Origin of the sequence: Mesorhizobium sp. M3A.F.Ca.ET.080.04.2.1, assembly GCF_003952525.1 — a bacterium.
Lineage (GTDB): Bacteria > Pseudomonadota > Alphaproteobacteria > Rhizobiales > Rhizobiaceae > Mesorhizobium.
Genome location: NZ_CP034451.1, coordinates 2,796,757 through 2,822,339, shown reverse-complemented (window position 1 = coordinate 2,822,339; position 25,583 = coordinate 2,796,757). Strand labels below are relative to the sequence as shown.

21 protein-coding genes are annotated in these 25,583 nt (G+C 64.2%); 15 read left to right on the top strand and 6 right to left on the bottom strand.

The window, feature by feature from the left end; all coding sequences use genetic code 11:
- Positions 1-40: 40 nt before the first annotated feature.
- Positions 41-1,855: a winged helix-turn-helix domain-containing protein gene (locus tag EJ074_RS13460; protein ID WP_095806643.1), complete on the bottom strand. Its 1,815-nt coding sequence runs from the start codon at positions 1,853-1,855 to the stop codon at positions 41-43.
- Between the two features lie 202 nt (positions 1,856-2,057).
- Here EJ074_RS13460 and EJ074_RS13455 point away from each other — a divergent pair, with 202 nt between their 5' ends.
- From EJ074_RS13455 to EJ074_RS13445, 3 genes are all read left to right on the top strand, one after another.
- Positions 2,058-2,339, top strand: a complete 282-nt coding sequence (locus EJ074_RS13455) for a DUF4242 domain-containing protein (protein ID WP_095806642.1) — start codon at positions 2,058-2,060, stop codon at positions 2,337-2,339.
- A gap of 110 nt (positions 2,340-2,449) precedes the next feature.
- The gene (locus EJ074_RS13450) at positions 2,450-2,611 is read left to right on the top strand and encodes a DUF1127 domain-containing protein (RefSeq protein WP_165349926.1); all 162 of its coding nucleotides are present in this window, start codon (positions 2,450-2,452) and stop codon (positions 2,609-2,611) included.
- 130 nt (positions 2,612-2,741) lie between these two features.
- On the top strand, positions 2,742-4,334 hold the full coding sequence (locus EJ074_RS13445) for a peptide chain release factor 3 (RefSeq protein WP_095806640.1): 1,593 nt from the start codon (positions 2,742-2,744) through the stop codon (positions 4,332-4,334).
- A gap of 159 nt (positions 4,335-4,493) precedes the next feature.
- On the opposite strand, the gene EJ074_RS13440 is transcribed toward EJ074_RS13445, so the two are convergent.
- Positions 4,494-4,961: a VOC family protein gene (locus EJ074_RS13440; RefSeq protein WP_095806785.1), complete on the bottom strand. Its 468-nt coding sequence runs from the start codon at positions 4,959-4,961 to the stop codon at positions 4,494-4,496.
- A 274-nt stretch (positions 4,962-5,235) separates the two neighbouring features.
- Here EJ074_RS13440 and ilvD point away from each other — a divergent pair, with 274 nt between their 5' ends.
- Positions 5,236-7,080 carry a dihydroxy-acid dehydratase gene (ilvD, locus tag EJ074_RS13435; protein ID WP_095806639.1) on the top strand — a complete coding sequence of 615 codons (1,845 nt, stop codon included), beginning with the start codon at positions 5,236-5,238 and terminating at the stop codon, positions 7,078-7,080.
- A 50-nt stretch (positions 7,081-7,130) separates the two neighbouring features.
- Here the strand turns inward: ilvD and EJ074_RS13430 are convergent, their stop codons facing one another.
- Positions 7,131-8,885: an ABC transporter ATP-binding protein gene (locus EJ074_RS13430; protein WP_095806638.1), complete on the bottom strand. Its 1,755-nt coding sequence runs from the start codon at positions 8,883-8,885 to the stop codon at positions 7,131-7,133.
- Positions 8,886-9,058: 173 nt separating this feature from the next.
- On the opposite strand from EJ074_RS13430, the gene EJ074_RS13425 reads away from it, so the two are divergent.
- Both EJ074_RS13425 and EJ074_RS13420 read left to right on the top strand, forming a co-directional pair.
- The gene (locus EJ074_RS13425) at positions 9,059-10,339 is read left to right on the top strand and encodes an amidohydrolase family protein (protein WP_095806637.1); all 1,281 of its coding nucleotides are present in this window, start codon (positions 9,059-9,061) and stop codon (positions 10,337-10,339) included.
- 81 nt (positions 10,340-10,420) lie between these two features.
- The gene (locus EJ074_RS13420) at positions 10,421-11,344 is read left to right on the top strand and encodes a DMT family transporter (protein WP_095806636.1); all 924 of its coding nucleotides are present in this window, start codon (positions 10,421-10,423) and stop codon (positions 11,342-11,344) included.
- An 18-nt stretch (positions 11,345-11,362) separates the two neighbouring features.
- On the opposite strand, the gene EJ074_RS13415 is transcribed toward EJ074_RS13420, so the two are convergent.
- A complete protein-coding gene (locus tag EJ074_RS13415; RefSeq protein ID WP_095806635.1) occupies positions 11,363-12,265 on the bottom strand; it encodes a phosphotransferase family protein in 903 nt (300 codons plus the stop codon).
- Positions 12,266-12,365: 100 nt separating this feature from the next.
- On the opposite strand from EJ074_RS13415, the gene EJ074_RS13410 reads away from it, so the two are divergent.
- The gene (locus EJ074_RS13410) at positions 12,366-12,998 is read left to right on the top strand and encodes a methyltransferase domain-containing protein (RefSeq protein ID WP_095806634.1); all 633 of its coding nucleotides are present in this window, start codon (positions 12,366-12,368) and stop codon (positions 12,996-12,998) included.
- A 12-nt stretch (positions 12,999-13,010) separates the two neighbouring features.
- On the opposite strand, the gene EJ074_RS13405 is transcribed toward EJ074_RS13410, so the two are convergent.
- Both EJ074_RS13405 and EJ074_RS13400 read right to left on the bottom strand, forming a co-directional pair.
- The gene (locus EJ074_RS13405) at positions 13,011-15,467 is read right to left on the bottom strand and encodes an FAD-dependent oxidoreductase (protein ID WP_095806633.1); all 2,457 of its coding nucleotides are present in this window, start codon (positions 15,465-15,467) and stop codon (positions 13,011-13,013) included.
- Complete coding sequence (locus tag EJ074_RS13400; RefSeq protein WP_095806632.1) at positions 15,464-16,363, bottom strand: phosphotransferase family protein; 900 nt, start codon at positions 16,361-16,363, stop codon at positions 15,464-15,466. The genes EJ074_RS13405 and EJ074_RS13400 overlap by 4 nt, the downstream gene beginning before the upstream one ends.
- 383 nt (positions 16,364-16,746) lie before the next feature.
- On the opposite strand from EJ074_RS13400, the gene EJ074_RS13390 reads away from it, so the two are divergent.
- The 8 genes from EJ074_RS13390 (at position 16,747) to EJ074_RS13350 (ending at position 25,364) form a co-directional block, all read left to right on the top strand.
- Positions 16,747-17,511, top strand: a complete 765-nt coding sequence (locus EJ074_RS13390; RefSeq protein ID WP_095806631.1) for a DeoR/GlpR family DNA-binding transcription regulator — start codon at positions 16,747-16,749, stop codon at positions 17,509-17,511.
- An 81-nt stretch (positions 17,512-17,592) separates the two neighbouring features.
- Positions 17,593-18,504, top strand: a complete 912-nt coding sequence (locus EJ074_RS13385) for a LysR substrate-binding domain-containing protein (RefSeq protein WP_095806630.1) — start codon at positions 17,593-17,595, stop codon at positions 18,502-18,504.
- A gap of 206 nt (positions 18,505-18,710) precedes the next feature.
- Complete coding sequence (locus EJ074_RS13380; protein WP_095806629.1) at positions 18,711-19,865, top strand: ABC transporter substrate-binding protein; 1,155 nt, start codon at positions 18,711-18,713, stop codon at positions 19,863-19,865.
- A 194-nt stretch (positions 19,866-20,059) separates the two neighbouring features.
- Positions 20,060-21,058: an ABC transporter ATP-binding protein gene (locus EJ074_RS13375; protein WP_095806628.1), complete on the top strand. Its 999-nt coding sequence runs from the start codon at positions 20,060-20,062 to the stop codon at positions 21,056-21,058.
- Between the two features lie 286 nt (positions 21,059-21,344).
- Positions 21,345-22,250: an ABC transporter permease gene (locus tag EJ074_RS13365; protein ID WP_176478388.1), complete on the top strand. Its 906-nt coding sequence runs from the start codon at positions 21,345-21,347 to the stop codon at positions 22,248-22,250.
- Positions 22,240-23,055 (top strand): ABC transporter permease, encoded by an 816-nt coding sequence (locus EJ074_RS13360; protein WP_095806626.1) that lies wholly within the window; start codon positions 22,240-22,242, stop codon positions 23,053-23,055. The genes EJ074_RS13365 and EJ074_RS13360 overlap by 11 nt, the downstream gene beginning before the upstream one ends.
- Before the next feature lie 210 nt (positions 23,056-23,265).
- The gene (locus EJ074_RS13355) at positions 23,266-24,693 is read left to right on the top strand and encodes a gamma-aminobutyraldehyde dehydrogenase (RefSeq protein WP_129553512.1); all 1,428 of its coding nucleotides are present in this window, start codon (positions 23,266-23,268) and stop codon (positions 24,691-24,693) included.
- 185 nt (positions 24,694-24,878) lie between these two features.
- Entirely contained in the window at positions 24,879-25,364 is a 486-nt protein-coding gene (locus EJ074_RS13350) for an ester cyclase (RefSeq protein ID WP_129553511.1), read from the top strand.
- Positions 25,365-25,583: the final 219 nt, after the last annotated feature.

Here is a 25,583-nt window from a genome sequence, read left to right as displayed (position 1 = left end):
CATGCCATCGCGCCGGCCTGACCTCAAGCAGGAACCGGTCTTACACGCTGCCGACCGCCACCTTTTGCGCACCGGCAAGCAGGCCCATCAGTGCTTCGTATCGCTGCATCAGGCGTGGCGAGTCCACCTTCGTCGCGGCCGCCAGGACGCTGCCGAGCTCCAGCTCGGCGCCGGTGCGATCGCCAAGCCGGATGAGCAGCCCCGCGAGTGACAGCCGGGCGTCGGCGGCATTGATCGGCGAGCCGATCTCGCTCCAGCGGGCGCATGCCGTCTGCAGCTCTCGCGCGGCTTCGTCCAGACGATTCTCCTGTATGAACAGTTCGGCCTTGGCCTCCGCGGTGAGTGCCCGGATGGAGGCCATCGGCCAGCGTTGCGGGTCGGTATCCAGTTCGGCGATAACCGCCTTCGCGCGCTCCAGCCGATTGGTCCGCGCCGCCACCTTGGCAAGAGTGGCGAGCACGAGGCCGCGTCGCTGCAGGGTCGGCCAGCCGTTTCCGATGAGCGATCGCTCCAGCGCGCTGAAAGCGGCTTCCGCCTGCCCTTGCTCGAGCTGCAGCAGCGCAAGGCCGGGCTGGGGATCCCAGCCCGCGGCATGGCACGCGCGATAGGCGGTTTCGGCCTCGGCGAAATCGCCGGCGGCGAGATGGATGTCGCCCAGAACGCGAAGCGCATCGCCGGTTGCCCAGGGCGCATCGCGGGCCAGCTGGTCGAGCGCGGCGCGCACCAATGCCTCCGCCTCCTTGAGCGTGCCGTGGACGCCGAGCACTTCGGCTCGATGCAGCCGGCACGAACCCGACAGGTCCTCCAGACCGTGGCCCCTGCACCAGTCTTCGTAGCCAAGGGTCCATTGGTTGGCTCTCGCCCAGTCGCCAAAATTCCGGCAGGCCCAGAGAATGTTGCAATAGAGGATGCCGCCAACGATCGGATCGACGTCGCTGGAAAGACCGAGCGCGGCCGCGAAATCCTGGTCTTCCTGTCCGGACTTGGTTTCTCCGAGGCATAGCTTGAAGAAGCCGCGATAGATCAGGCCGAGGGACTCCACGACCGGATCATCGAGATGCTTGCCCACTTCCAAGGCCTGCTCGGCGAGGGCAAGCGCCTGTTCGGGCTCGGCTTCCGCACCCATCAGCCGCGCGCCCATCCAACACCACAGGCCATGCTCCCTGCTGTCCGTGGCGGTCGCGATAAGCTGCGCGGCGCGCTTGTGCCAGCCTTTCGCAACCGACAGCTCGCCCCGTTCCAGATGGATCCGCGCAAGGGTGATCGCCGGGGATGCCGCTCGCAGGCGCTCGCCCGCCACGCCGTATTCGGTTACCGCGCGCATCAGGAAAGGAATGGTTTCAGCCGGCCGCCCTATGCATTCCAGCGCCAATGCCCATTCCTCGAGGTCGGCCGTCAGCAACTCGTCCGCGGCATCCGCTTGGGCGAAGCAAGCCGCGGCCTCGTGCCATTTCCTGGCTGCGACGGCCGCGCGCGCGGACAGGATTGGCGAGCCGGGGCGCGACGGCTCGCTGTCCGCAACGGCACGAGCCGGCCGGGTCGCCAAAGCCGCCGGCTGATCCAGGCAAATGCGGTAGCCGAACCGTGGCAGGTTGCGCAGCGCCGTCTCCATGCCGCCCTGGCGAAGTACGCTCCGGGCAAGGCTTGCCACGCGCTGCAGCGAAGCCTCGGTCACCGTCACGCCGGGCCACAGCGTTTCGAGCAGCTCCTCCTTGCTCAAGGCCCGCTCCTGATGCCGCAACAGAATAGCGAGGAAATCGAAGACCAAGGGCTGCACCTCGATCTCTCTTCCGGCGAGGCGAAGAGCGCGGGAACCCTCGTTGAGCTCGAAGTCGCCAAAGCAATAATTCCCCATCGGCAGCAATCTCCGTAACGACAATGGGCAAAGGATCAGAAGAAGATAAGGCCGGCATAAGGACTGCCGGCCGCCTCATCCGTAATTCTCCGTCTGCCTGGCGGGCCAAGTGCAGTTTAGCTCAGCGGCCCCAGGAATGTCACCGGCAGCAACATCATCGCTCACCCGGAGGCATTTGAACCCAGATCAAGGAGATTGCGACATGCACAAATACATCATCGAACGGGAAATCCCCAAGGTCGGCACCTTCGAGCGCGAACAGCTTCGCGACGCCTCAAAGGCCTCGAACGCCGTCCTCGCCGAACTCGGCCCCGACATCCAGTGGGTGGAATCCTTCGTAGCGGACGACAAGACCTTCTGCGTCTATCTCGCCAAGGACGAGGCGATCATCCAGCGCCACGCCAAGATGAGCGGCTTCCCGGCGACCAAGGTGACGCAGGTCAAGCGCCTGTTCGATCCGACGACGGCATACGCCGCCGCGTGATGGGGGCATCGTGACGCTTCGCAGGAAACTGCGAGCAGTGCCGACCAGCCTTTTGGGAGGGCCGCCCGATGGCTCTCCCAATCCTTGTGCAAACCAGAGGAGATATGACCATGACCATTCTTGCGTCCGCCGTGGCGCGCATCGTCCGCATCCGCAGGGACCGGGCCACACTGGACGAATTGCCGGACTATCTGTTGCGCGACATCGGCATCGAACGGGCCGAGATACGGTGGATGACCAGCCACGGCAGTAGGCACGGTCGTCGGGTCTGAAACGAAGCGTTCGTTTGCCACTGCGAGATCCAGAAGGACAAACGCAGGCGTCGAACCGATCTGCCCGAAACTGTCGACAGGCCGGGAAAGCGCTGCTAGAAGCCCGCGCCACAGACAGGATTCCAAAAAATTGGCAGAAGACATCGAACAGGCGGTATCGCGCCGCCGCACCTTCGCGATCATCGCCCACCCTGACGCCGGCAAGACCACGCTTACCGAAAAGCTGCTTCTGTTCGGCGGCGCGATCCAGCTTGCCGGCGAGGTCAAGGCCAAGAAGGATCGCATCCAGACGCGGTCCGACTGGATGAAGATCGAGCGCGAGCGCGGCATCTCGGTGGTCACCTCGGTGATGACCTTCGAGTATGACGACAATGTCTTCAACCTGCTCGATACGCCCGGCCACGAGGACTTTGCCGACGACACCTATCGCACGCTGTCGGCGGTCGACTCGGCCGTCATGGTCATCGACGCCGCCAAGGGCATCGAGCCGCGCACGCTGAAACTGTTCGAGGTTTGCCGGCTGCGTGACATCCCGATCATCACCTTCGTCAACAAGATGGACCGCGAAAGCCGCGATCCGTTCGAGATCCTGGACGAGATCGAGCAGAAGCTGGCGCTGGATACCGCGCCTGTCACCTGGCCGATCGGCCGCGGCAAGACCTTTTGCGGCACCTATCACCTGGCGCTGAACGCGGTGCGCAAGAGCGACGACGAGAAGGAGCGCACGCCGGTCCACGGCCCGGATTCCAATCGCGTCGCCGGTCTGTTGCCGGAGAACGATCGCAACGACTTCATCGAGGAGCTGGAGCTCGCGCGCGAGGCCTGCCGCCCGCTTGATGTGGACGCTTTCCGCGAGGGTCATCTGACGCCGGTCTATTTCGGCTCGGCGCTGCGCAATTACGGCGTGCGCGACCTGATCGAGGCGCTCGGCGCCTTCGGGCCGCCGCCGCGCGCCCAGGAAGCCGACGAGCGAACGGTGGAGGCGACCGAGGCGAAGATGACCTCCTTCGTCTTCAAGATTCAGGCCAATATGGATCCGAACCACCGCGACCGCATCGCCTTCGTCCGCGTCTGCTCGGGCAAGCTGGAGCGCGGCATGAAGGCCAAGCTGGTGCGCACCGGCAAGCCGATGAGCCTGTCGGCGCCGCAGTTCTTCTTCGCCCGCACCCGCGTCACCGCCGACGAGGCCTTTGCCGGCGACGTCGTCGGCATTCCCAATCATGGCACGCTGCGCATCGGCGACACGCTGACCGAGGGCGAGGAGATCCTGTTCCGCGGCGTGCCGAACTTCGCGCCCGAGATCCTGCGCCGCGTTCGCCTCGGCGATGCGATGAAAGCCAAGAAGCTGAAGGAAGCGCTGCACCAGATGGCCGAGGAGGGCGTCGTGCAGCTATTCTCGCCCGAAGACGGCTCGCCGGCCATCGTCGGCGTCGTCGGCGCGCTGCAGCTCGACGTGCTGAAAGAGCGGCTCAACATCGAATACACGTTGCCGGTGGATTTCGAGATGTCGCGCTTTTCCGTTTGCCGCTGGATTTCGGCCGACGACAAGGCGGACGTGCAGCGCTTCATCGAGGCGCATCGCGGTGACATCGCCCGCGACCTCGACAACGATCCGGTGTTCCTGGCCCAGCACGCCTTCTCGCTCAACTACGAAGCCGAGCGCTGGAAAGCGATCCGCTTCACCGCGGTCAAGGACTACCAGATACGCGACAAGGCGGCGTGATTCTGGTGAATAGTGAATGGTGAATAGTAAGTAGTGAGTAGTAGGTAGTGAGTAGTAAGTAGTAGGCAGAAAGAGCGGGTGCCGATCCTCACCATTCACCATTCACCCTACTCACTATTCACTACTAACTACTCACTCCTCACTCCTCACTCCTCATCCTCACCCCTTCGCCGCTTCCTCGATCTTGGCGATGTCGATCTTGCCCATCTTCATCATCGCCGACATCACCCGGCCGGCCTTGGCCCTATCGGGATCCAGAAGCAGTCTCGGCAGCTGCTCCGGCACGACCTGCCAGGAGACACCGAACTTGTCCTTCAGCCAGCTGCATTGGCCGGGCTCGCCGCCCTCGGTGAGCCTCTCCCAGAAATAGTCGACTTCTTCCTGCGTCTCGCAGTCGATCGACTGCGACACCGCCTCGTTGAACTTGAAGTTGGGACCGCCATTGAGTGCCTGGAACGGCACGCCGTCGAGCTCGAACGTGGTCAGCAGCACTTTGCCCTCATCGGCGTGACCCTTGGGCCAACGCAAAACGCTCAGCACCTTCGAATTCTTAAAGATCGAGATGTAATGGTTCATGGCCTCTTCGGCCTGGCCGTCGAACCAGAGACAGGTGGTAATCTTTTGCATGTCGTGCTCCTCGGCTGGTCGCATTCGCTTCAACTGGACGGCGAGGCAGCATTTGAGCCTTCATTCCTCGCCGTGTGCCCCAAGGACGGCCCAACCGGGCGCTGTCCGACAGCTCGCCGGAAATTTCTCGACACGTGCCGGCTGGTAACCTCCGCGGTAATTGGCGCAGCGCAAAACTATGGCAAGGCCGGGCAGGGGTCGCTATAACCGCTGCCGATTGAATTCAGCGCCGCCGCGCCAGACTTGGGCGCGGCCAGCCAGCAAGGACAATTTGATGCCCGCCTATCGTTCCCGCACCACCACCCATGGCCGCAACATGGCCGGCGCTCGTGGCCTGTGGCGCGCCACCGGCATGAAGGACACGGATTTCGGCAAGCCGATCATCGCGGTGGTCAACTCCTTCACCCAGTTCGTGCCGGGCCACGTACATCTTAAGGACCTCGGGCAGCTCGTCGCGCGCGAGATCGAGAAGGCCGGCGGCGTCGCCAAGGAATTCAACACCATCGCCGTCGATGACGGCATCGCCATGGGGCATGACGGCATGCTCTACTCGCTGCCGTCGCGCGAGCTGATCGCCGATTCCGTCGAGTACATGGTTAATGCGCATTGCGCCGACGCCATTGTCTGCATCTCCAACTGCGACAAGATCACGCCCGGCATGCTGATGGCGTCGCTTCGCCTCAACATCCCGACCGTCTTCGTCTCCGGCGGACCGATGGAGGCGGGCAAGGTGGTGCTCGCCGGCAAGACGCAGGCGCTCGACCTGGTCGACGCCATGGTCGCCGCCGCCGACGACAAGATTTCCGACGAGGACGTCAAGGTCATCGAGCGCTCGGCCTGTCCGACCTGCGGCTCCTGCTCCGGCATGTTCACCGCCAATTCGATGAACTGCCTGACCGAGGCGCTCGGCCTGTCGCTGCCCGGCAACGGCTCGACTTTGGCCACGCATGCCGACCGCAAGCGCCTGTTCGTCGAGGCCGGGCACCTCATCGTCGATCTCGCCCAGCGCTATTACGAGCAGGAGGACGAAAGCGCGCTGCCGCGCAGCATCGCCTCGAAGGGCGCCTTCGAGAACGCCATGGCCCTCGACATCGCCATGGGGGGGTCGACCAACACGGTGCTGCACATTCTGGCCGCCGCGCATGAAGGCGAGGTCGATTTCACCATGGAGGATATCGACCGGCTGTCGCGGAAAGTGCCGGTGCTCTGCAAGGTCGCGCCGGCCAAGTCGGACGTGCACATGGAGGATGTTCACCGCGCCGGCGGCATCATGGCCATTCTCGGCCAGCTCGATGAGGCCGGTCTGATCAACCGCGATCTGCCGACGGTGCACACCGCTACGCTCGGCGAGGCGCTCGACCACTGGGACATCGCCCGCACCTCCGCGCAGAACGTGCGCGACTTCTTCCGCGCCGCGCCCGGCGGCGTGCCGACGCAGGTCGCCTTCAGCCAGGACCGCCGCTGGGACGAGCTGGACACGAACCGCGAGACGGGCGTCATCCGCTCGTCAAAGACGCCGTTCTCGAAGGATGGCGGCCTCGCCGTGCTGAAGGGCAATCTGGCGCTGGACGGCTGTATCGTGAAGACGGCCGGCGTCGACGAGTCGATCCTGAAGTTCACCGGCCCGGCCCGCGTCTTCGAGAGCCAGGATGCCTCGGTCAAGGCGATCCTCGGCAACGAGATCAAAGCCGGCGACATCGTCGTCATCCGCTATGAGGGACCGCGCGGCGGCCCCGGCATGCAGGAGATGCTCTACCCGACCAGCTACCTGAAATCGAAGGGCCTCGGCAAAGCCTGCGCGCTGATCACTGACGGCCGCTTCTCCGGCGGCACGTCGGGTCTGTCGATCGGCCACGTCTCGCCGGAAGCCGCCGAAGGCGGTGCGATCGGGCTGGTCAGGGAAGGCGACACGATCGAGATCGACATCCCCAACCGCACCATCCGCCTTGCCGTCAGCGACGCTGAGCTGGAGACGCGTCGTGCCGCGATGGCGGCGAAGGGCGCGGACGCCTGGAAGCCGGAGGAAAAGCGCAAGCGCAAGGTGACGACCGCGCTGCGCGCCTACGCCGCCTTCGCCACCAGCGCCGACAAGGGCGCGGTGCGGATCGTGCCGGAGTGAGCCAGGCTCCCCACCTTCTCCCGCAAGAAGGGGAGAAGGGGGAGCCAGCCCTACGGCATCAGCTGATATTCATAAAGCTTCTGATAAAGGCCGCCCTGCTTGAGCAGGGTCTTGTGCGGTCCGCTTTCCAGCACCTTGCCATTTTCCAGCACCACGATCGTGTCGGCCTGGTGCACGGTCGAAAGCCGGTGCGCGATCACGATCGTCGTGCGCCCGAGGGTGAGCTGCTGCAGCGCGTCACGGAACAGCGCCTCCGATTCGGCGTCAAGCGCGCTGGTCGCCTCGTCGAGCAGCAGGATCTCGGCATTGCGCAGCATGGCGCGCGCTATCGAGATGCGCTGGCGCTGGCCGCCCGACAGCAGCGAGCCGTTCTCACCCACTTCCGTCTCGTAGCCCTTGGCCATGGCGCTGATGAAGTCATGTGCGTTGGCCGCCTTGGCGGCGGCGATCACCTCGGCTTCGGTCGCATCCTGGCGGCCAAGCCGGATATTGTGCATGATCGTGCCGGCAAACAGGAACGTGTCCTGGCTGACATAGGCGATTTTTTCCCTGAGCGAGGCGAGCGTCGCTTGAGCGATGTCCTGGCCGTCCAACGTCACCTTGCCGCTCTGCGGGTCGTACATGCGCATGATCAGGTTCAGGATCGTCGACTTGCCGCTGCCCGAAGGCCCGACCAGAGCCGTCATCTTGCCAGGCGCCAGGGTCAGATCGAGGCCTTCGAACACCGGCGGGCTTTCGGGATAGGCGAAGCTCACATTCTCGAAGCCTATCTTGCCTGGCCCGGGCTGCAGCGGCTTTGCGTCTGGCTTTTCGGCCAGCGTCAGCGGGCGGTCGGCGAGCTGGAACATCATGCGCACGCCGACGATGCCCGTCTCCAGTGAAATGCGCACGCGGGCAAGGCGCTTGGCCGGCTCATAGGCGAGCAGCAGCGCCGCGATGAAGGCCATGATGTTGCCCGGCATCTGGCCGCCCTCGAGCACCAGGAAGCCGCTGACGAAGACCGCGCCGGCGATCGCCAGGCCGGCAAGCGTTTCCATCACCGGGCTGGTGGCGGCTTCCAGCGTGGCAATGTTGTTGGCGCGGTTCTGGACGTCGGACACCGCCTTGTACATTCGCTTGCGCATGGCGCCTTCGAGATTGAAGGATTTGACGACGCGCACGCCGATCGCCGTCTCTTGCATCACATGCACGATCTGTCCGAGCGAGCGGAACTCCATTTGCGCAATCTTGCGGACGCGCTTCAGGATGCGGTTGATGCCGTAGATGGCCACGGGCCCGACGGCGAAGCAGATCAGCGACAGCACCGGCTGCTGCCAGATCATGACCAGCACCAGCACGATCAACGTCACCAGATCGCGCACATAGGACGTCACGACAAGATCGAGCACGCTGCGCGCGGCCTGCGCGTTGTTGGTCATGCGCGTGATCAGGTCGGACGACGAGGTCGAATGGTAGAACTCGATGCCCTGCGCGAGGATGCGGTCATAGATCTTGCGCTGCCGGTCGGCGATGATGGCGTTGCCGACCCGGCTCATGAAATAGGCCTGGACGAATGTCGCGAGGCCCTTCAGGACGAAGATGGCGGCCACCCCGGCAGCGATCAGGTTGACGCGATCCGCTCTCTTGAAGACCACGAATTCATTGGTGATCTCCTTCAGGATCCAGGCGCTCGCCCCCGTCATGGCGGCTACCACCAGCATCGACACTATGGCGGCGCCATAGCCGAACTTATGCTCGTGGAAGGATTCCCGCACCAACCTCGCGATAAGGCGCTGGTTCTCCGTCGAGCGGAAGAAGCGAAACAAACGACCGCCCCCATGCTGGCTGCACGAATTTCGGATTCGCCACGGAGGCGAGAGGCGGCTTATAGAGCGAGTTGGGACCGGAGGAAACCTTTCGCGCTGGCGGAATGAAGCGGCAGCGAAGCAGGTGTCTTTTGCGCCACGACGGATGCCGATTCATGGGAGGATGACGACTGATGGATTTCGACCTCATCGTGCGCGGCGGCACGCTGCCGGACGGCAGGACCGCCGACATCGGCATCGCCGGCGAGACCATCCGGGCGATTGAACCCGAGTTGCCGGTTTCGGCTCGCACCGAAATCGACGCGCGCGGCAATCTCGTCTCCCCGCCCTTCGTCGATCCGCATTTCCACATGGACGCCACGCTTTCCTACGGCATTCCGCGCATCAATGCGTCAGGCACGCTGCTGGAGGGCATTGCGCTCTGGGGTGAATTGAAGCCGCTGCTGGCGCATGAAGCGGTGCGCGACCGCGCGCTCGCCTATTGCGACTGGGCGGTGTCGATGGGCCTGCTCGCCATCCGCACCCATGTCGATGTCTGCGACGACCGGCTGCTCGCCGTCGAGGCGTTGCTGGACGTCAAGAAAACCGTCGCGCCATATATCGACCTGCAACTGGTCGCCTTCCCGCAGGACGGGCTCTACCGTTCGCCCACGGCCCGCGAAAACACGATCCGCGCCCTCGATCTCGGTGTCGACATCGTCGGCGGCATCCCGCATTTCGAACGCACCATGGCCGACGGTACCCGATCCGTGACGGAGCTTTGCGAGATCGCGGAGAAGCGCGGCTTGATGGTCGACATGCATTGCGACGAGACCGACGATCCGCTGTCGCGCCACATCGAGCAGCTTGCCTATGAGACCCAGCGGCTCGGCCTGCAGGGCAGGGTCGCCGGCTCGCACCTCACCTCGATGCATTCGATGGACAATTACTACGTCTCGAAACTCCTGCCGCTGATCGCCGAGGCCGGTGTCTCAGCCATTCCCAATCCGCTGATCAACATCATGCTGCAGGGACGCCACGACACCTTCCCGAAGCGGCGCGGCCTGACCCGGGTGAAGGAGATGCTGGCGCTCGGCATCCGCGTCGGCTGGGGCCAGGATTGCGTGCTCGACCCGTGGTACTCGCTGGGCACTGCCGACATGCTGGACGTCGCCTTCATGGGCCTGCATGTCGCCCAGATGTCGAGCCCGGCCGACATGGCGCGATGTTTCGACATGGTCACCAACGTCAACGCCGCCATCATGGGCCTTGAGCATCTCGGCCTTGCCGTCGGCAAGCGCGCCAGCCTTGTCGTGCTCGATGCCGGCAACCCGATCGAGGCCGTTCGCCTTCGGCCGGAGCGCCTCTGCGTCATCGCCAGCGGCAAGGTGGTGGCGGAGCGGACAAGGCAAGAGACGCGACTATCGATCGCCGGCCGTCCGGCGCAGGTGAACCGGCGGCATAATGCTGGCTAGAGCCAGCCGATTCCCGCCGCTGGTCTTACCGATGGCCCGAATTTCCCTCGTCAAAGCGCCCGCTTACGGCTACGAGCCGGCATGGCCCGATCCCTTGCCCGCAATTTCACGATGAGGAACGCTCTGCTGGCCGGCATCCTTCTGATGCTGGCCGGGGACTTCATGTTCGCGCTCAACGACGCGATGGGCAAATGGATGGTCGCCAGCTTCTCGGTCGGCCAGGTGATGCTGATCCGATCGATCGGCGCCTTCATTGTGCTCGGCCCAATGATGGCGACCCAGGGCAAGGGCAAGTTGTTCCACATGGAACGGCCGGTGTTGCAGTTGTTGCGCGTGGTGGCGACCACGACCGATACCGGACTTTTTTACGCCGCGCTCGTCTATCTGCCGCTCGCCGATGTGATGAGCTTTTACATGGCCGGACCGATCTACGTCGCCGCACTTTCCCATTTTCTGCTCGGCGAGAAGGTCGGCTGGCGCCGCTGGCTGGCAATCATGGTCGGCTTTTGCGGCGTGCTGATCATCCTGAAACCCTCATCGGCTGCCTTCTCGCTGTCGTCGACCTACGCGCTGATCGGCAGCATCGCCTTTGGCTTGGCCATCATCCTCAGCCGGCGTTTGCGCGGCACCAGCGACACCACTTTGGTCACCTGGCAGACGATCGCCACGCTGCTCGTCGGCGGCGCGCTGACCATCGGTGGCTGGCGCACGCCGTCCGCGCTCGATTGCTGCGCCATGCTCTTGCTCGGCGTCGTCGCCTGCTCCGCCCACCTGATGATCACCAGGGCACTGAAGCTGGCGCCCGCCTCGACGCTGGCGCCGCTGCACTACAGCCTGCTGTTGTGGGCCGTTGTCTTCGGCCTGGCCTTCTTCGGCGAGGTGCCCAGCCCGCGCATCCTGGTCGGCTCGGCGATCGTCGTGCTCGCGGGCATGTTCATCTTCCACCGCCAGAAGGTGGTGGAGACCGAGGTCCCTCCGGAGAACGTGCCTAAGGGCGTCAATTAACGATAAGGATCTTGCAATTCAGCCTTCTCGCACAGCAGTGAGATGCCGCGAGAACTCCGCCGTCTCCATCAATGCCTTACATCGGGCAAAGCGGCCGTCGGCATAGGCGCGGAAATCATCGACCGGATTGTCGTTGGCGAGCTGGATCAGCCCCCACAGTGTCCACAGCAGATCGCACATCGCCTTGTAGATGACGAGGCGGCCGCGTTCGGCCGGCCGTGCGTCGCCGCCGAAATAGGCGCGCATCAACTCTTCGTCTTGAGCGGCGTCAAATCTGCCTTCGACCGAAAGGTCGCCAAGGTCCCAGAGCGGGTCGTTCATGCCCGAATATTCCCAGTCGACGATCCACATCCTGTCGCCCGCATCGAGGAAATTCTCGCAGAGCGGGTCGCAGTGGCAGGCGGCGAGCTGGATCGGGTGCGCGGCAAGAGCGTCGCGCACGCTGCCTGCCTCGCGCACCACGTCGTGGTAGCCGACGGGCAAGGCGACATCCTTGGTCGACAGCACCTTCAGATAGTCGTCGATCATGGCGAACAATTCGAAGCGGAAGGGAAAGACCGCGCCGGAAGAATGCAGCTTGCGGAAGGCCTCGCCGGCGCGCGCCGGGCTGCCCGGTCTGGTTTTGAACTTCTGAGGCGACATCGTCTCGGCGCCGGCGATGAAGCGTGTCGCCATCAGTCCCGATGCCGGATCGGCATGGAGCACCTCGGGACTGACGCCGGCCTTTGCCGCCTCGCGCGCCGCCACCGCCTCGTTCGCGCGATTGATATATTCCGCCGTGCCCTTGCCGGGGACGCGCAGGCAGATGTGGCCAGCCCTGTAGACGAGGTTGGTGAGGCCACCGAGGCGCTCCAACGGGCCGCTATAGCCGGCCAGTGCAGGAATTGCGGCCAGTGCCGCTCTCGCCTCGTCCATCGTCACCCCCGATTTTAACCTTCACACCATGTTTATGGCGGAACGGTTCCACAGTTTTCGCCGCTTGGCTATCATCGGATGCACAAGATTCGGCCCGGGAGCGGCAATGACGGACGGCAAGCACAACAGCGCGTTGAACGCCGCCTATGCGGCAACGCGGCCGGACGAAGTAGCCGCGATCTATGACAACTGGGCCGAAACCTATGACGCCGACATGTCGGCGGCCGGCTACCGCCATCCGACGATCTGCCTGGCGCTGATTGCCCGTCATCTCCCGCGTGGCGCCGAACCTTTGCTCGACGCTGGCGCCGGCACCGGCCTGATTGGCGAATGGCTGGCCATCACCGGCTATCCGAACGTCGAGGCGCTCGATATCTCGCAGGGCATGCTGGACCGCGCGGCCGCCAAGGGCGTCTACTCGGCGCTGCATCGCCTGGCCATGGGCGGGCCTTTGCCCTTTACCGACGGCGCCTATGCCGGCATCGTCTCCGCGGGCGTCTTCACCTCCGGCCATGTCGGCAGCGAGGGCCTGGACGAGCTGATCCGCATCTGCCGCCCCGGCGGCATCATCGTGCTGACGGTGAAGAACACGCTCTGGCAGGCCGGCTTTGCCGATCGAATCGCCGACCTCGAAGCGAAAGGCGCCGTGACCCGGGTCGAAGAGACACGGCCCTACGCCTCGATGCCCGGCGAGGGCGATACGGTGCCAAGCCGTTGCCTCGTGTTGCGTGTTCGCTGACCCGTTCTCGGACTAGCCTTTTATCTTCTCTCCCGCCGGATCGTACATCGGCCGGAGATGGATCCTTGCCGGCGTTCGATCCATCGCCACCACCAGTTCATAGTTGCCAGAGGTGAGGAAATCGTCGCTGACGCCGTCGGCGTTGCGCACATAGCCATAGCCGATGTTCTTGGTCACCGTGTAGCCATAGCCGCCACTGGTGAGGTAGCCGACAGGCTCGCCATTGCGCAGGATGGTCTCGCGACCGACGAGAACGATCTGCGGATCATCGACTGTGAAGCCGGCAAAACGCTTGGTCAGCGGCTTGCCGGCTTGCTTCTCCAGCGCACGCCGCCCGACGAAGTCGGTGTTCTTCCTGAGCTTCACCGCCCAGCCGAGCCCGGCCTCCTGTGGCGTGTCGTTCGGCGTGATGTCGGATCCCCAGGCACGGTAGCCCTTTTCCAGCCTGAGCGACTCCAGCGCCCGATAGCCGACAGGCCGAATGCCGTGCGGTTGTCCGGCCCTCATCAGCGCATCGAAGATTTCGCCGGTGGCGGAAATCGGCACATGCAGTTCCCAGCCGAGCTCGCCGACATAGGTCACGCGCAGCGCCCGCACCGCGTGGCCGGCAATCGATATCTCGCGCGCGTGACCGAACGGGAAGGCCGCATTGGAAACATCCGCATCCGTCACGGCGGCCAGCACATCGCGGGCACGCGGCCCCATCAGCGACAGCGTGCCGTAGTCCTCGGTGACGTCTTTCAGCGCCACGTCCAGGCCCTTGCCGACATGATCGCCGATCCAGGAAAAATCATGCGTGCGGAAGCCGGTGCCGGTGACGATGTAGAACCTGGCCTCGCCGAGCCGCGCCACCGTCAGGTCCGCCTCGATGCCGCCGCGCGTGTTGAGAAGCTGCGTGTAGGTCAGCCGGCCGACCGGCTTGCTGATGTCGTTGGCGCAGATCCAGTCCAGCGCCTTCAACGCATCGGCGCCCGCCACCTCATATTTAGCGAAGGACGACTGATCGAAGACGCCGACGCTTTCGCGCACATGGCGATGTTCGTCACCGACCGGGTCGAACCAGTTCTGCCGTCCCATCGAGTAGATGTCTTCGGCAGCCATTTCCTTGGGCGCGAACCAGTTCGGTCGTTCCCAGCCGAGCTTGGAGCCGAAGACGGCGCGCCGCGCCTTGAGCCGCTCGTAGAGCGGCGAGACGATGCGGGGCCGGCCCGAAATATATTCTTCGTGCGGGAAGCCGATCGTGTAGTGCTTGCCATAGGCTTCGAGCGTGCGGTCGCGGACCCAGTCGCGGTCGCGGTGCAGGTTGGAAAAACGCCTGATGTCGACCACCCACAGATCGAGCGGCGCTTCGCCGTCGACCACCCATTGCGCCAGCACCCAGCCGGCGCCGCCGCCCGAGGCAATGCCGAAGGCGTTGAAGCCGGCGCCGACGAACATGTTGGAACACTCCGGCGCCACGCCAAGGATGAAATTGCCGTCTGGCGTGAAGCTCTCCGGCCCGTTGATCATCTGCTTGACGCCGACATTGGCGAGCGCCGGCACGCGTTCGATCGCCTGCGCCATATGCTGCTCGAAGTGATCGTAGTCGTCGTCGAACAGGCGGAATTCCCAGTCGCTGGGAACGTCGCCCCCGGGCAGGCTGGTCGTCCAGGCCTGTGGATTCGGCTCATAGCCGCCCATCACCAGCCCGCCGACCTCCTCCTTGAAATAGGTGCGGCGGTCGGGGTCGCGGATCGTCGGCGCATCGCTGGCCAGCCCCTCGATCTTCTCAATGATGATGTACTGATGCTTGACCGGCTGCAGCGGCACGTTGATGCCGGCCATCGCGCCGACCTGGCGTGCCCATTGGCCGGCGCAGTTCACCACCTTGTCGCAGGCGATGTCGCCTTTTTCGGTCTTCACCGCCGTGATGCGCCCGTCCTTCATCTCGAAGCCGGTGACCCGCACCTCCTCGAAGAGTCTCGCGCCATGCATCCGCGCGCCCTTGGCCAGCGACTGGGTGATGTCGGACGGGCTCGCCTGGCCGTCGGTCGGCAGCCAGGAGGCGCCGACGAGGTCGCCGGTCTCCATCAGCGGCCACATCCGCTTCACCTCGGCCGGCGACAGAAGCTGCATGTCCATGCCGAAACTCTTGGCCGTCGTCGCCAGGCGCTTGAATTCGGTCCAGCGGTCGGCGTTGGTCGCCAGCCGCAGGCACCCGGTCATCTTCCAGCCGGTGGCGAGCCCGGTCTCGGCTTCGAGCCCCTTGTAGAGCTCGACCGAATATTTGAGCACGCGCGTAATCGAGGCCGACGATCGCAACTGCCCGACCAGGCCGGCCGCGTGCCAGGTCGAGCCTGAGGTCAGCTTGCCCTGCTCGAGCAGCACCACGTCGGCCTTGTGGTCACGCGCGAGATGGTAGGCCGTCGAGCAGCCGATGATGCCGCCGCCGATGACGACGATCCCGGCATGGCTTGGCAAGCTCGTCATGGCTTCAATTTTCCGTACTTCGTCTGGTAGTTCTCCAGCGCCGCATCGAGCCGCCTCAGGTTCTCCTCGGTATAGGCGACGTAGTCGATGCCCGGCGCGTGGAGGTAGAGTTCAGACACCATGCTCCACATCGCTTCGCGCAGCAGCGAGGCGCATTGCATGGCCGAGTGAGAGCGCAGGATTGCCTCGTCCGGCTCCTTCATGAAATAGGCCGTCAGGAATGCGAAGGACTCGTCATTGCTCAGGCCGGCATTCGACGCCGCTCCGGCGAGATCGAACATGGCGGTGTTGAAGCCGGCATATTCGAAATCGATCAGCCACAGCCTCTTGCCGTCGTCGAGGATATTTGCCGGCAACAGATCGTTGTGGCCGAACACGATCGGTAGCAGCTTCTGCGCCCGCTCGAGCTCGTCCGCCAGTTCCAGATAGCGCGGCAATTCATCCTTCTTGCGGCTGCCGCCCTCTTCCAGCGTGCGCGCATAGTCGCGAATGACATGGAACACCCAGAACATGAAACCGGCACCGGAGACATGGTTCGGCATCTCGCGATGGAAGCTGCGCAATAGCGTGGCCACATCGCGGAGATTGGCGCGCACGTCCTCTGCGAGAAAGGTTCTGGCGCCAAGAAACTGCGTCACCAGAATTCCGGGCTCGGCATAGCGCACGGCCGGCGCGAAGCCGGCCGCATGCGCCGCACGCGCCGTCATCACCTCACGCTCGCGAAAGACATGGTGGAACGGGAAGTCCTGGCCGAAGCGCACGACATGCCTGCCGGCGGCATCCTTGACCACATAGTTTTCATTGCTGAGTCCGCCCGGCAGCGGCTCGATCTCGATGCTGCCGGTCCAGCAGGGCAGGGCACGGATGCGATCTTCGGCAGTTAGGGGGGCACTCACGAGTTTGTTCCTGCGTCAGCCGGCCGTCGACGATGCGATGGTGAGAAAGAACAGAGAAGCCTCGTCGGTGCGGGACGTCGGGAGTGATATCCCGCACCGCACCGACGAGCCCCTTGGCCAGGTTTTCGGATCCCGGCATCCGCCCCCGCGGATTCGAAAATGTTTGCGCCAGGCACCTTCCAGAAGATCTGGTCAGTCGGTTGCGGCCCCACCATCACCCTCTCGTGGCAGTTCCGAGCCTGCGCAGGAATGATCTCACGCCAGTGTGAGTTGGCTGTCAACTGAAAGCTGTGACCTTTTTTGGGGGTTCTGCCCGAAAACATAAGCATTTCCTTTAAAAGCGTTAGGAATGCCTTAGAATCGGGCAAAACTCCGGCTTCCCGATGATCCATTCGAAACGGCATGGCGAGATCCTGCGGCTCCTGAGCGAGGAGGGCACGATCACCATTGCCAGCCTGGCTGACCGGCTTGGCGTGTCGCTGGAGACGGTGCGGCGCGACGTCAGGCCGCTCACCGACGCTGGTGCGATCCTGAAGATGCACGGCGCCATCAGCCTGCCGTCCATGGCGGGCGAGGCGCCGTTCGAGCGCCGCATGCGCGAGAATGCCGAGGCCAAGCGCAGCATCGCCCGCATGGTCGCGGCAACCATCCGCGACGGCGAGTCGATCATGCTGGACACTGGCACCACGACGTCCTTCCTGGCGCGCGAACTGCTCGGCCACCGTCGGCTGACGGTGGTCACCAATTCCTCCGACATCGCCCGCACGCTCGCGACGGTCAACGGCAACAAGGTCTACATGGCCGGCGGCGAGCTGCGCAGCGATTCAGGCGCGGCCTTCGGCGTCACGGCGATAGACTTCGTCAGCCGTTTCTCGGTCAATCATGCGGTGATCTCCATCGGCGCGGTCGACGCCGCCGCCGGCCTGACCGACTACGAGCTGGAGGAAGCGGAGTTCGCCCGTATGGTGCTGTCGCGCGGCCAGCGCTCGCTGGTCGTCACCGACCATAGCAAATTCGGCCGCCAGGGGCTGGTCCAGGTCTGCGGCTTCGATGGCTTTTCCGAGCTCGCCACCGACCAGCCGCCGCCGCGCGACATTGCCGCCGCGCTCAGCCAGGCCGGCGCGCGCCTCAGCATTGCGGCCGACTGAAGCGACATCTGGCTTGCCTGGAGCAGCAATCGATCGGCCGAGCACTTCCCTCGGCACTCGTCAGCGTGGTTTAGTCGGCCCATGGCCTTCACCATCCGCCAGCTGCAGTTCTTCGTCGCCGTCGCCGAGCAGGGCACGGTGTCGGGCGCCGCGCAGAACCTCTCCATCTCGCAATCCTCCGTCACCGAGGCGATCAAGGAGCTTGAGAGCGATCTCGGCGTCGAACTGTTCGAGCGCCATCCGCGCGGCCTCAACATCACCCACAAGGGCCATCAGTTCCTGCGCCACGCGACTAAGATCCTGGCCGATGTCTCGGACGCTCGCCGGACCTTTCTCGGCGATCAGCTGACGGCCGGCGGACGGCTGCAGCTCGGCGTCACCTCGCTGGTTGCAGGCTATGTGCTGTCCGACCTGCTCGCCCGCTACCGCCGCGCCTATCCGGGCGTCGAGGTATCGGCCATCGAGGACAATGGCGACTATCTCGAGCACCTGCTGGTCGGCGGCAAGCTCGACATCGCCGTCATGGTGACCTCCAACCTGCGCGACCGCACCGCGCTGCAGTCCGAAATCCTCGAGGTCTCCGCCTACCGCTTGTGGCTGCCGCTCAGTCACAAGCTCGCCAGCGCCGACATCATCGGCATCAGCGACATTGCCTCGGAGCCGCTCATCATGCTCACCGTCGACGAGATCGAGGAGAACACCGGCAAGCTGCTGGCGGCGATCGGCGCCAGGCCCCATGTCGCCTTCCGCACCCGTTCGGTCGAGGCCGTGCGCAGCCTCGTCGCCACCGGAGCCGGCGTTGCGCTGCTGCCTGACCTCATCTACCGGCCCTGGTCGCTGGAAGGTGACCGTATTGAATCCCGCGATATCTCCGGCACCCTGCCGGTTGTCCAGGTCGGCACCGTCTGGCGCCGCGGCTCGGGCCTGCCGCAGGCCGCGCGCGATTTCATCGGCCTCGCCCAGTCGCAGCGCATGGTTCGGCAGCGGATCTGACAGGCGCATATCGGAAAAACCGATATCGGCTTTCTGATAAATGAATTTGCGAAAGCGGATTTTTCACAGCACTTTTCCGTTCAGGAACAAAGCTGCTTGGGAACGCGGCTGCCGGAGCGCGTGCTGCTCCAGCGTTCAGGTTGCGCATAGCCAGGTCCGAACACCGGCCCGGTTTCGGGGTCATGCGCCAAAATGGGAGATCGACGATGAATGCATTCCTGAAGTCATGCACGGCGTTGACGGTTGCGCTGACCTTCTCGGGTCAGGCTGTCGCCCAGGTCAAGGAACTCGGCAAGGGCGAAGGCGAGCTCAATATCGTCGCCTGGCCGGGCTATATCGAGCGCGGCGAAACCGACAAGAACTACGACTGGGTGTCCGCCTTCGAGAAGGAGACCGGCTGCAAGGTCAACGTGAAGACCGCCAACACGTCGGACGAAATGGTCTCGCTGATGAATGAAGGCGGCTTCGACCTCGTGACGGCTTCAGGCGACGCCTCGCTGCGCCTCGTCGCCGGCAAGCGCGTGCAGCCCATCAACATCGACCTCGTCCCGAGCTGGAAGACGGTCGACGATCGCCTCAAGGACGCTCCCTGGTTCACGGTCGACAAGGTGCATTATGGCGTTCCCTATCAGTGGGGCCCGAACGTGCTGATGTACAACACCGATGTCTTCAAGGAAGCGCCCAAGAGCTGGAATGTCGTCTTCGAGGAAATGAAGCTGCCCGACGGCAAGTCGAACAAGGGCCGCGTGCAGGCCTATGACGGGCCGATCCACATTGCCGACGCGGCCAACTACCTGATGTTCCACAAGCCGGAACTCGGCATCAAGGATCCTTACGAGCTCAGCGAGGACCAGTACAAGGCCGCGCTCGACCTGCTCCGCACGCAGCGCACGCTTGTCGGGCGCTACTGGCATGATGCCGCCATCCAGGTCGACGATTTCCAGAACGAGGGCGTGGTCGCCTCCGGCTCGTGGCCGTATCAGGTCAACACGCTGGTCGCCGCCAAGAAGCCGATCGCCTCGACGGTGCCGGAGGAAGGCGTCACCGGGTGGGCAGACACCACCATGATGGAGGCCGACGCCGCTCATCCGAACTGCGCCTATATGTGGCTCGAGCACTCGCTGTCGCCGAAGGTCCAGGGCGACGTCTCGTCCTGGTTCGGCTCGCTGCCGGTCGTGCCGGCGGCCTGCAAGGGCAATGAACTGCTCGGCGACGAGGGCTGCAAGACCAACGGCTACGACAATTTCGACAAGATCAAGTTCTGGAAGACGCCGGTGTCGAAATGCGCCAGCCAGAACGGCCAGTGCGTGCCCTATTACCGCTGGGTGTCGGATTATATCGGCGTCATCGGCGGGCGGTAGATTCGCCTAGCCTTCAAAAGTTGGCGCTGCCCTTCACCCCTACCCTCTCCCCCCTGAAGAACGGGGAGAGGGGGTCGCCAACGCTGGAGTTTGTCCCTTCTCCCCCTCCTTTACGGGGAGAAGGTGCCGGCAGGCGGATGAGGGGCAGCAGCGCAGACGCCCGAATTTGAAAGCCTGAACCTTCAGGGCAGCTCATGACCGCCGCCGTTTCCTTCAAACAAGTCTCGCGCCATTTCGGCAGCGTGCGTGCCGTCGACGCGGTCGATCTCGATATCGCGCCGGGCGAGTTCTTCGCCATGCTTGGCCCTTCGGGGTCCGGCAAGACAACCTGCCTGCGCCTGATCGCCGGCTTCGAGCAGCCGACCGCCGGCTCGATCTCGATCTTCGGCGAGCGCGCCGAAGGCGTGCCGCCCTATCGGCGCAACGTCAACACCGTGTTCCAGGACTACGCGCTGTTTCCGCACCTGAATGTGCTGGACAACGTCGCCTACGGCCTGATGGTCAAGGGCATCGGCAAGGCGCAGAGGCTGAAGGCAGCGGAAGAGGCGCTGTCGATGGTGCGCCTGCCGGGCTACGGCGCGCGCCGCCCCGGCCAGCTCTCCGGCGGCCAGCGCCAGCGCGTCGCGCTGGCGCGTGCGCTGGTCAACCAGCCCAAGGTGCTGCTGCTCGACGAGCCGCTCGGCGCGCTCGACCTCAAGCTGCGCGAGAACATGCAGGAGGAACTGAAATCGCTGCAGAAGGTGCTCGGTATAACCTTCGTCTTCGTCACCCATGATCAGGGCGAGGCGTTGTCCATGGCCGATCGCGTCGCCGTCTTCAACGACGGCCGGATCATGCAGGTCGGCACGCCCGAGGACATCTACCAGCGGCCGAGGACGCGCTTCGTCGCCGATTTCGTCGGCTCCTCCAACGTGCTGCCACCGGACTTCGTCCAGCGCTATTCAGGCCAGCGCCGCTGGGGCAGCCTGCGCCCCGAATCCATTCGCGTCACGCGTGCGACGAGCGGCGACGGCGTCGCCGCGCGCATGGTCGCGACCAACTATTTGGGCGCCACGACGAGGCTGGCGCTCGATGCCGATGGGCTCAGGCTCCACGCCATGGTGCCGGCCGGTACCGAGCTGCCGGCCGAGGGCGAAGCGGTGATGCTCACCTTCAATCGCGAGAGCCTGCATCTGATGGACGAGCAGGCATGACAAAGGTTTGCGCGCGGCACCCCCCTCTGTCCTGCCGGACATCTCCCCCTCAAGGGGGGAGATCAGCAGTTTCTCGGCCTCGCCAATTCCGCCACGTTGGAGGTTGGCGAAAGCAGAAGCGACAGCCAATCTCCCCCCTAGAGGGGGAGATGTCCGGCAGGACAGAGGGGGGCGCGAAGGATCGCGGCTTCTCCTCATATCACCTCCGCCAAGACGGGGCGGCGTCATGACCATCGCCGCGCTCGATTCCAGCCCCGCCCCCGCCATCCTGCCGGGCAGCGGCGGCATGCGCGGCGCGCTGTCCGACCTCTTCTGGCGCCGGCCGAAGCTTCTGCTTCTGCTGATGCTGCTGCCGCCGGTGCTGTGGCTGGGCATCGTCTATATCGGCTCGCTCTTCGCGCTGCTTTTGCAGAGCTTCTTTTCGATCGACGAATTCTCCGGTCTCATCAACCGCGAGTTCACATTGAAGACTTACGGCGACCTGTTGCAGGCCGCCAATCTCGACATCATCCTGCGCACGGTGACGATGGCCGCACTGGTCACGTTCGCCTCGGCGGTCATCGCCTTCCCCATCGCCTATTACGCGGCGCGCTATGCGCGCGGCCGCTGGAAGGCGCTGTTCTATCTCGGCGTCATGCTGCCCTTGTGGTCGAGCTATCTGGTTAAGATCTATGCCTGGAAGCTGATCCTCGCCAAGGAAGGCATCCTCACCTGGCTGCTCGCCAAGCTCAACCTTCTGTGGCTGCTCGACGCCTGGCTGTCGCTGCCGATCGTCGGCGGCAACTCGCTGTCGGTGTCCTTCACCGGCACCTTCATCGTCTTCGTCTATGTCTGGCTGCCCTTCATGATCCTCCCCGTCCAGGCAGCGCTCGAGCGCGTGCCCGGCAATCTGGTCGAGGCCTCGTCCGATCTCGGCGCCTCGCCCGGCCAGACCTTCCGCAACGTTTTGTTCCCGCTGGCGCTGCCCGGCATCGTCGCCGGCTCGATCTTCACCTTCTCGCTGACTTTGGGCGACTACATCATCCCGCAGATCATCGGCACTTCGCGCCTGTTCATCGGCCAAGCCGTGTATTCGCAGCAGGGCACCGCCGGCAACATACCCTTAGCCGCCGCCTTCACCGTGGTGCCCATAGTCATCATGGGCTTCTACCTCTGGGGTGCCAAGCGCATGGGGGCCTTCGATGCGCTCTGATCGCGGCCAATCCGCTCCGCTCGGCCTGAAGATCGCCGCCGCCTGCGGCCTGCTCTTCCTGCATCTGCCGATCGTCCTGATCTTCGTCTACGCCTTCACCACCGAAGAGAAGAGCTTCGTCTGGCCGCCGCCCGGACTCACCACGCAATGGTTCGCCGTCACCTGGAACCGGCCGGATGTCTGGGAGGCGCTGTCGCTGTCGATCCGCGTCGCGGCGATCTCGACGGCGATCGCGCTGGTGCTGGGCACGCTGTGCGCCGCCGCGGTATCGCGCACGCGTTTTTTCGGCCGCGAGACCATCTCGCTGCTGGTCATCCTGCCGATCGCGCTGCCCGGCATCATCACCGGCATCGCGCTGCGCTCGGCCTTCGCGCTCGCCGACATCCCGTTCTCGTTCTGGACGATCGTGCTCGGCCACGCCACCTTCTGCGTGGTCGTCGTCTACAACAACGCCGTGGCCCGCTTCCGCCGCACCTCCGGATCGATGATCGAGGCCTCGATGGACCTTGGTGCCGATGGCTTCCAGACCTTCCGGCATGTCGTGCTGCCCAACATCGCCACGGCACTGCTCGCCGGTGGCATGTTGGCCTTCGCACTGTCCTTCGACGAAGTCATCGTCACCACCTTCACCGCCGGCCAGCAGCAGACCGTGCCGATCTGGATGCTCGAGGAACTGATCCGCCCGCGCCAGCGTCCGGTGACCAATGTCGTGGCCATGGTCGTCGTGCTGGTGACGCTGCTGCCGATCCTCTTTGCCTATTACCTGACCCGCGACGGCGACCAGATCGCGGGGGGTGGGAAATGAAACAGGTGAATGGTGAATGGTGAATAGTGAATAGTGAGTGGTGAATGGTGGCTAGTGAGTGGGGATTAGTGAGTAGTTGGTAGAAAGTGGTGGCGCGATATAGGAGTAATCAGTCGAAAACCTATCAGAAATCCGACCAACTGCTCACTGCTCACTACTCACTACTAACTACTCACCATTCACCATTCACTTCTCTTCAAGGAGAACCCCATGGACACCCAGATGCTGATCGGCTCGAAATTCGCCAAGGGCACCGAAGCCGAGGAGCCGATCCTCAATCCGAAAACCGGAGCGACCATTCTCAATCTGCCGGAAGCGAGCCCGGCCCAGATCGAGGCCGCGGTGGCGGCGGCCGGGAAAGCCTTGGCCAGCTGGTCGCGCACGACGCCGGCGCAGCGCTCCGGCTATCTCCTGAAGATCGCCGACCGCATCGAGGCTGAAGCGAAGGAGTTCGCAGCACTCGAGGCGCTCAACTGCGGCAAGCCGATCAACGCCGTCCTCAATGACGAGATACCGGCGATCGTCGACTGCTACCGCTTCTTCGCCGGCGCGGTGCGTTCGATGCCCGGCCAGGTCGCGGGCGAATATCTGCCCGGCCACACCTCGATGGTGCGGCGCGACCCGATCGGCATCGTCGCCTCCATCGCGCCCTGGAACTATCCACTGATGATGATGGCCTGGAAGCTGGCGCCGGCGATCGGCGGCGGCAACACGGTCGTCTTCAAGCCGTCCGAGCAGACGCCGCTGACGGCGCTGAAACTCGCCAGGATTCTCGCCGACATTCTGCCCGAGGGCGTCGTCAACGTCGTGCTCGGCCGTGGCGACAGCGTCGGCAACACGCTGATCAACAATGCCAAGATCAACATGATCTCGATCACCGGCGATGTCGCCACCGGCAAGAAGGTGCTGCAGGCGGCGGCCAAATCGGTCAAGCGCACGCATTTGGAACTCGGCGGCAAGGCGCCGGTGATCGTCTTCGACGATGCCGACCTTGGCGCCGTGGTCAACGGCCTGCGTGCCTTCGGCTATTACAATGCCGGCCAGGACTGCACCGCCGCCTGCCGCATCTATGCCGGCAAGAAGGTCTACGACAAGCTTGTCGCCGACCTCTCCTCGGCGGTCTCGACCATCAAGTACAATCACGCCGACGACACCGAGAACGAGATCGGGCCGCTGATCTCGCGCCGCCAGCGCGATCGCGTGTCGAGCTTCGTCGAGCGCGCCTCGGAACTGAAGCACATCGAGATCACCACCGGCGGCAAGCCGGGCGAGGGCTCGGGCTTCTATTACCAGCCGACCGTTGTTGCCGGCGCCCTGCAGGAAGACGAGATCGTGCGCCGCGAGGTCTTCGGCCCGGTCGTCTCGGTCACCCGTTTCGCGGAAGTCGACGAGGCGGTGAACTGGGCGAACGACAGCGATTACGGCCTTGCTTCGTCGGTGTGGACGAAGGACGTCTCGCGCGCCATGGCGACGGCGGCGCGCCTGCAATATGGCTGCACCTGGATCAACACCCATTTCATGCTGACCAACGAGATGCCGCATGGCGGGGTGAAGCAGTCCGGCTACGGCAAAGACATGTCGCTTTACGCATTGGAGGATTACACCGCCGTTCGCCATGTGATGGTGGCGCACGGATAGCCACTTTACCTCCCTTGCGGGATTGCGCCGATTTGCTTTTCGCAAACCGGTTGGCAATCCGGGTGAGGGGGAAGGCTTGGCGCCAAGCCGGAAACATCCCGATCCGACCGAGCTTTGGCTCGGTCACCTTCCCCGCAAGGGGAGAAGGAGAAGCAGGCAAAGCATTCAACCGAGGGAGGAAGACAATGCAACGCCGCCAGTTTCTGACATCAGCAGCCATCGCCGCGACGCTTCTTGCCGTGGCACCGTCCTTCGCGGGGGAAACCGCGCAATCGGTAGTCGAGGCCTATGTCGCGGCCTGGAACGCGCATGATTCGGCCAAGGCCGCCAGCTATTTCGCCGACGATGTCACCTACTATGACGCTTCCGTCGGCAAGCCGGTCGTGGGCAGGGACGCCGCCAAGACGGGCGTCATCGACAACTTCCTCAAAGCCGTGCCCGATGCGGTCTGGACGATGAAGGGCAGGCCCATGGTCGACGGCGACCGTGTATCCTTCGAATGGGAGTTCGCAGGCACCAACACCGGTGCCTGGGCCGACGGAACTGCCGCCACGGGCAAGAAATTCTCCTTCACCGGCGCCTCGATGTTCCAGGTCAAGGACGGCAAGATCGCGACCCAGAGCGATTATTACGACGCGCTCGGCTTCTACAAGCAGCTTGGCCTGATGTAGCGGCGGACTCCCCTCTCCCCTTGTGGAGTCCGGCGCGGTGGATCGGCGCGCAGACGCCGAGACGGACGAGGGGGTGTTCCAGCCTGGCGCCATGAGTCCACAGGCTGTGGCCCCAGACGACGTAGGGTTCCATTTCGACCATAGCAGAGGCCGGCCGTCGGCGGCAGCCAAGCGTTACTGCATGTCGCGCAAAAGTGTGCAGCGGTTTAGCGAAAACGA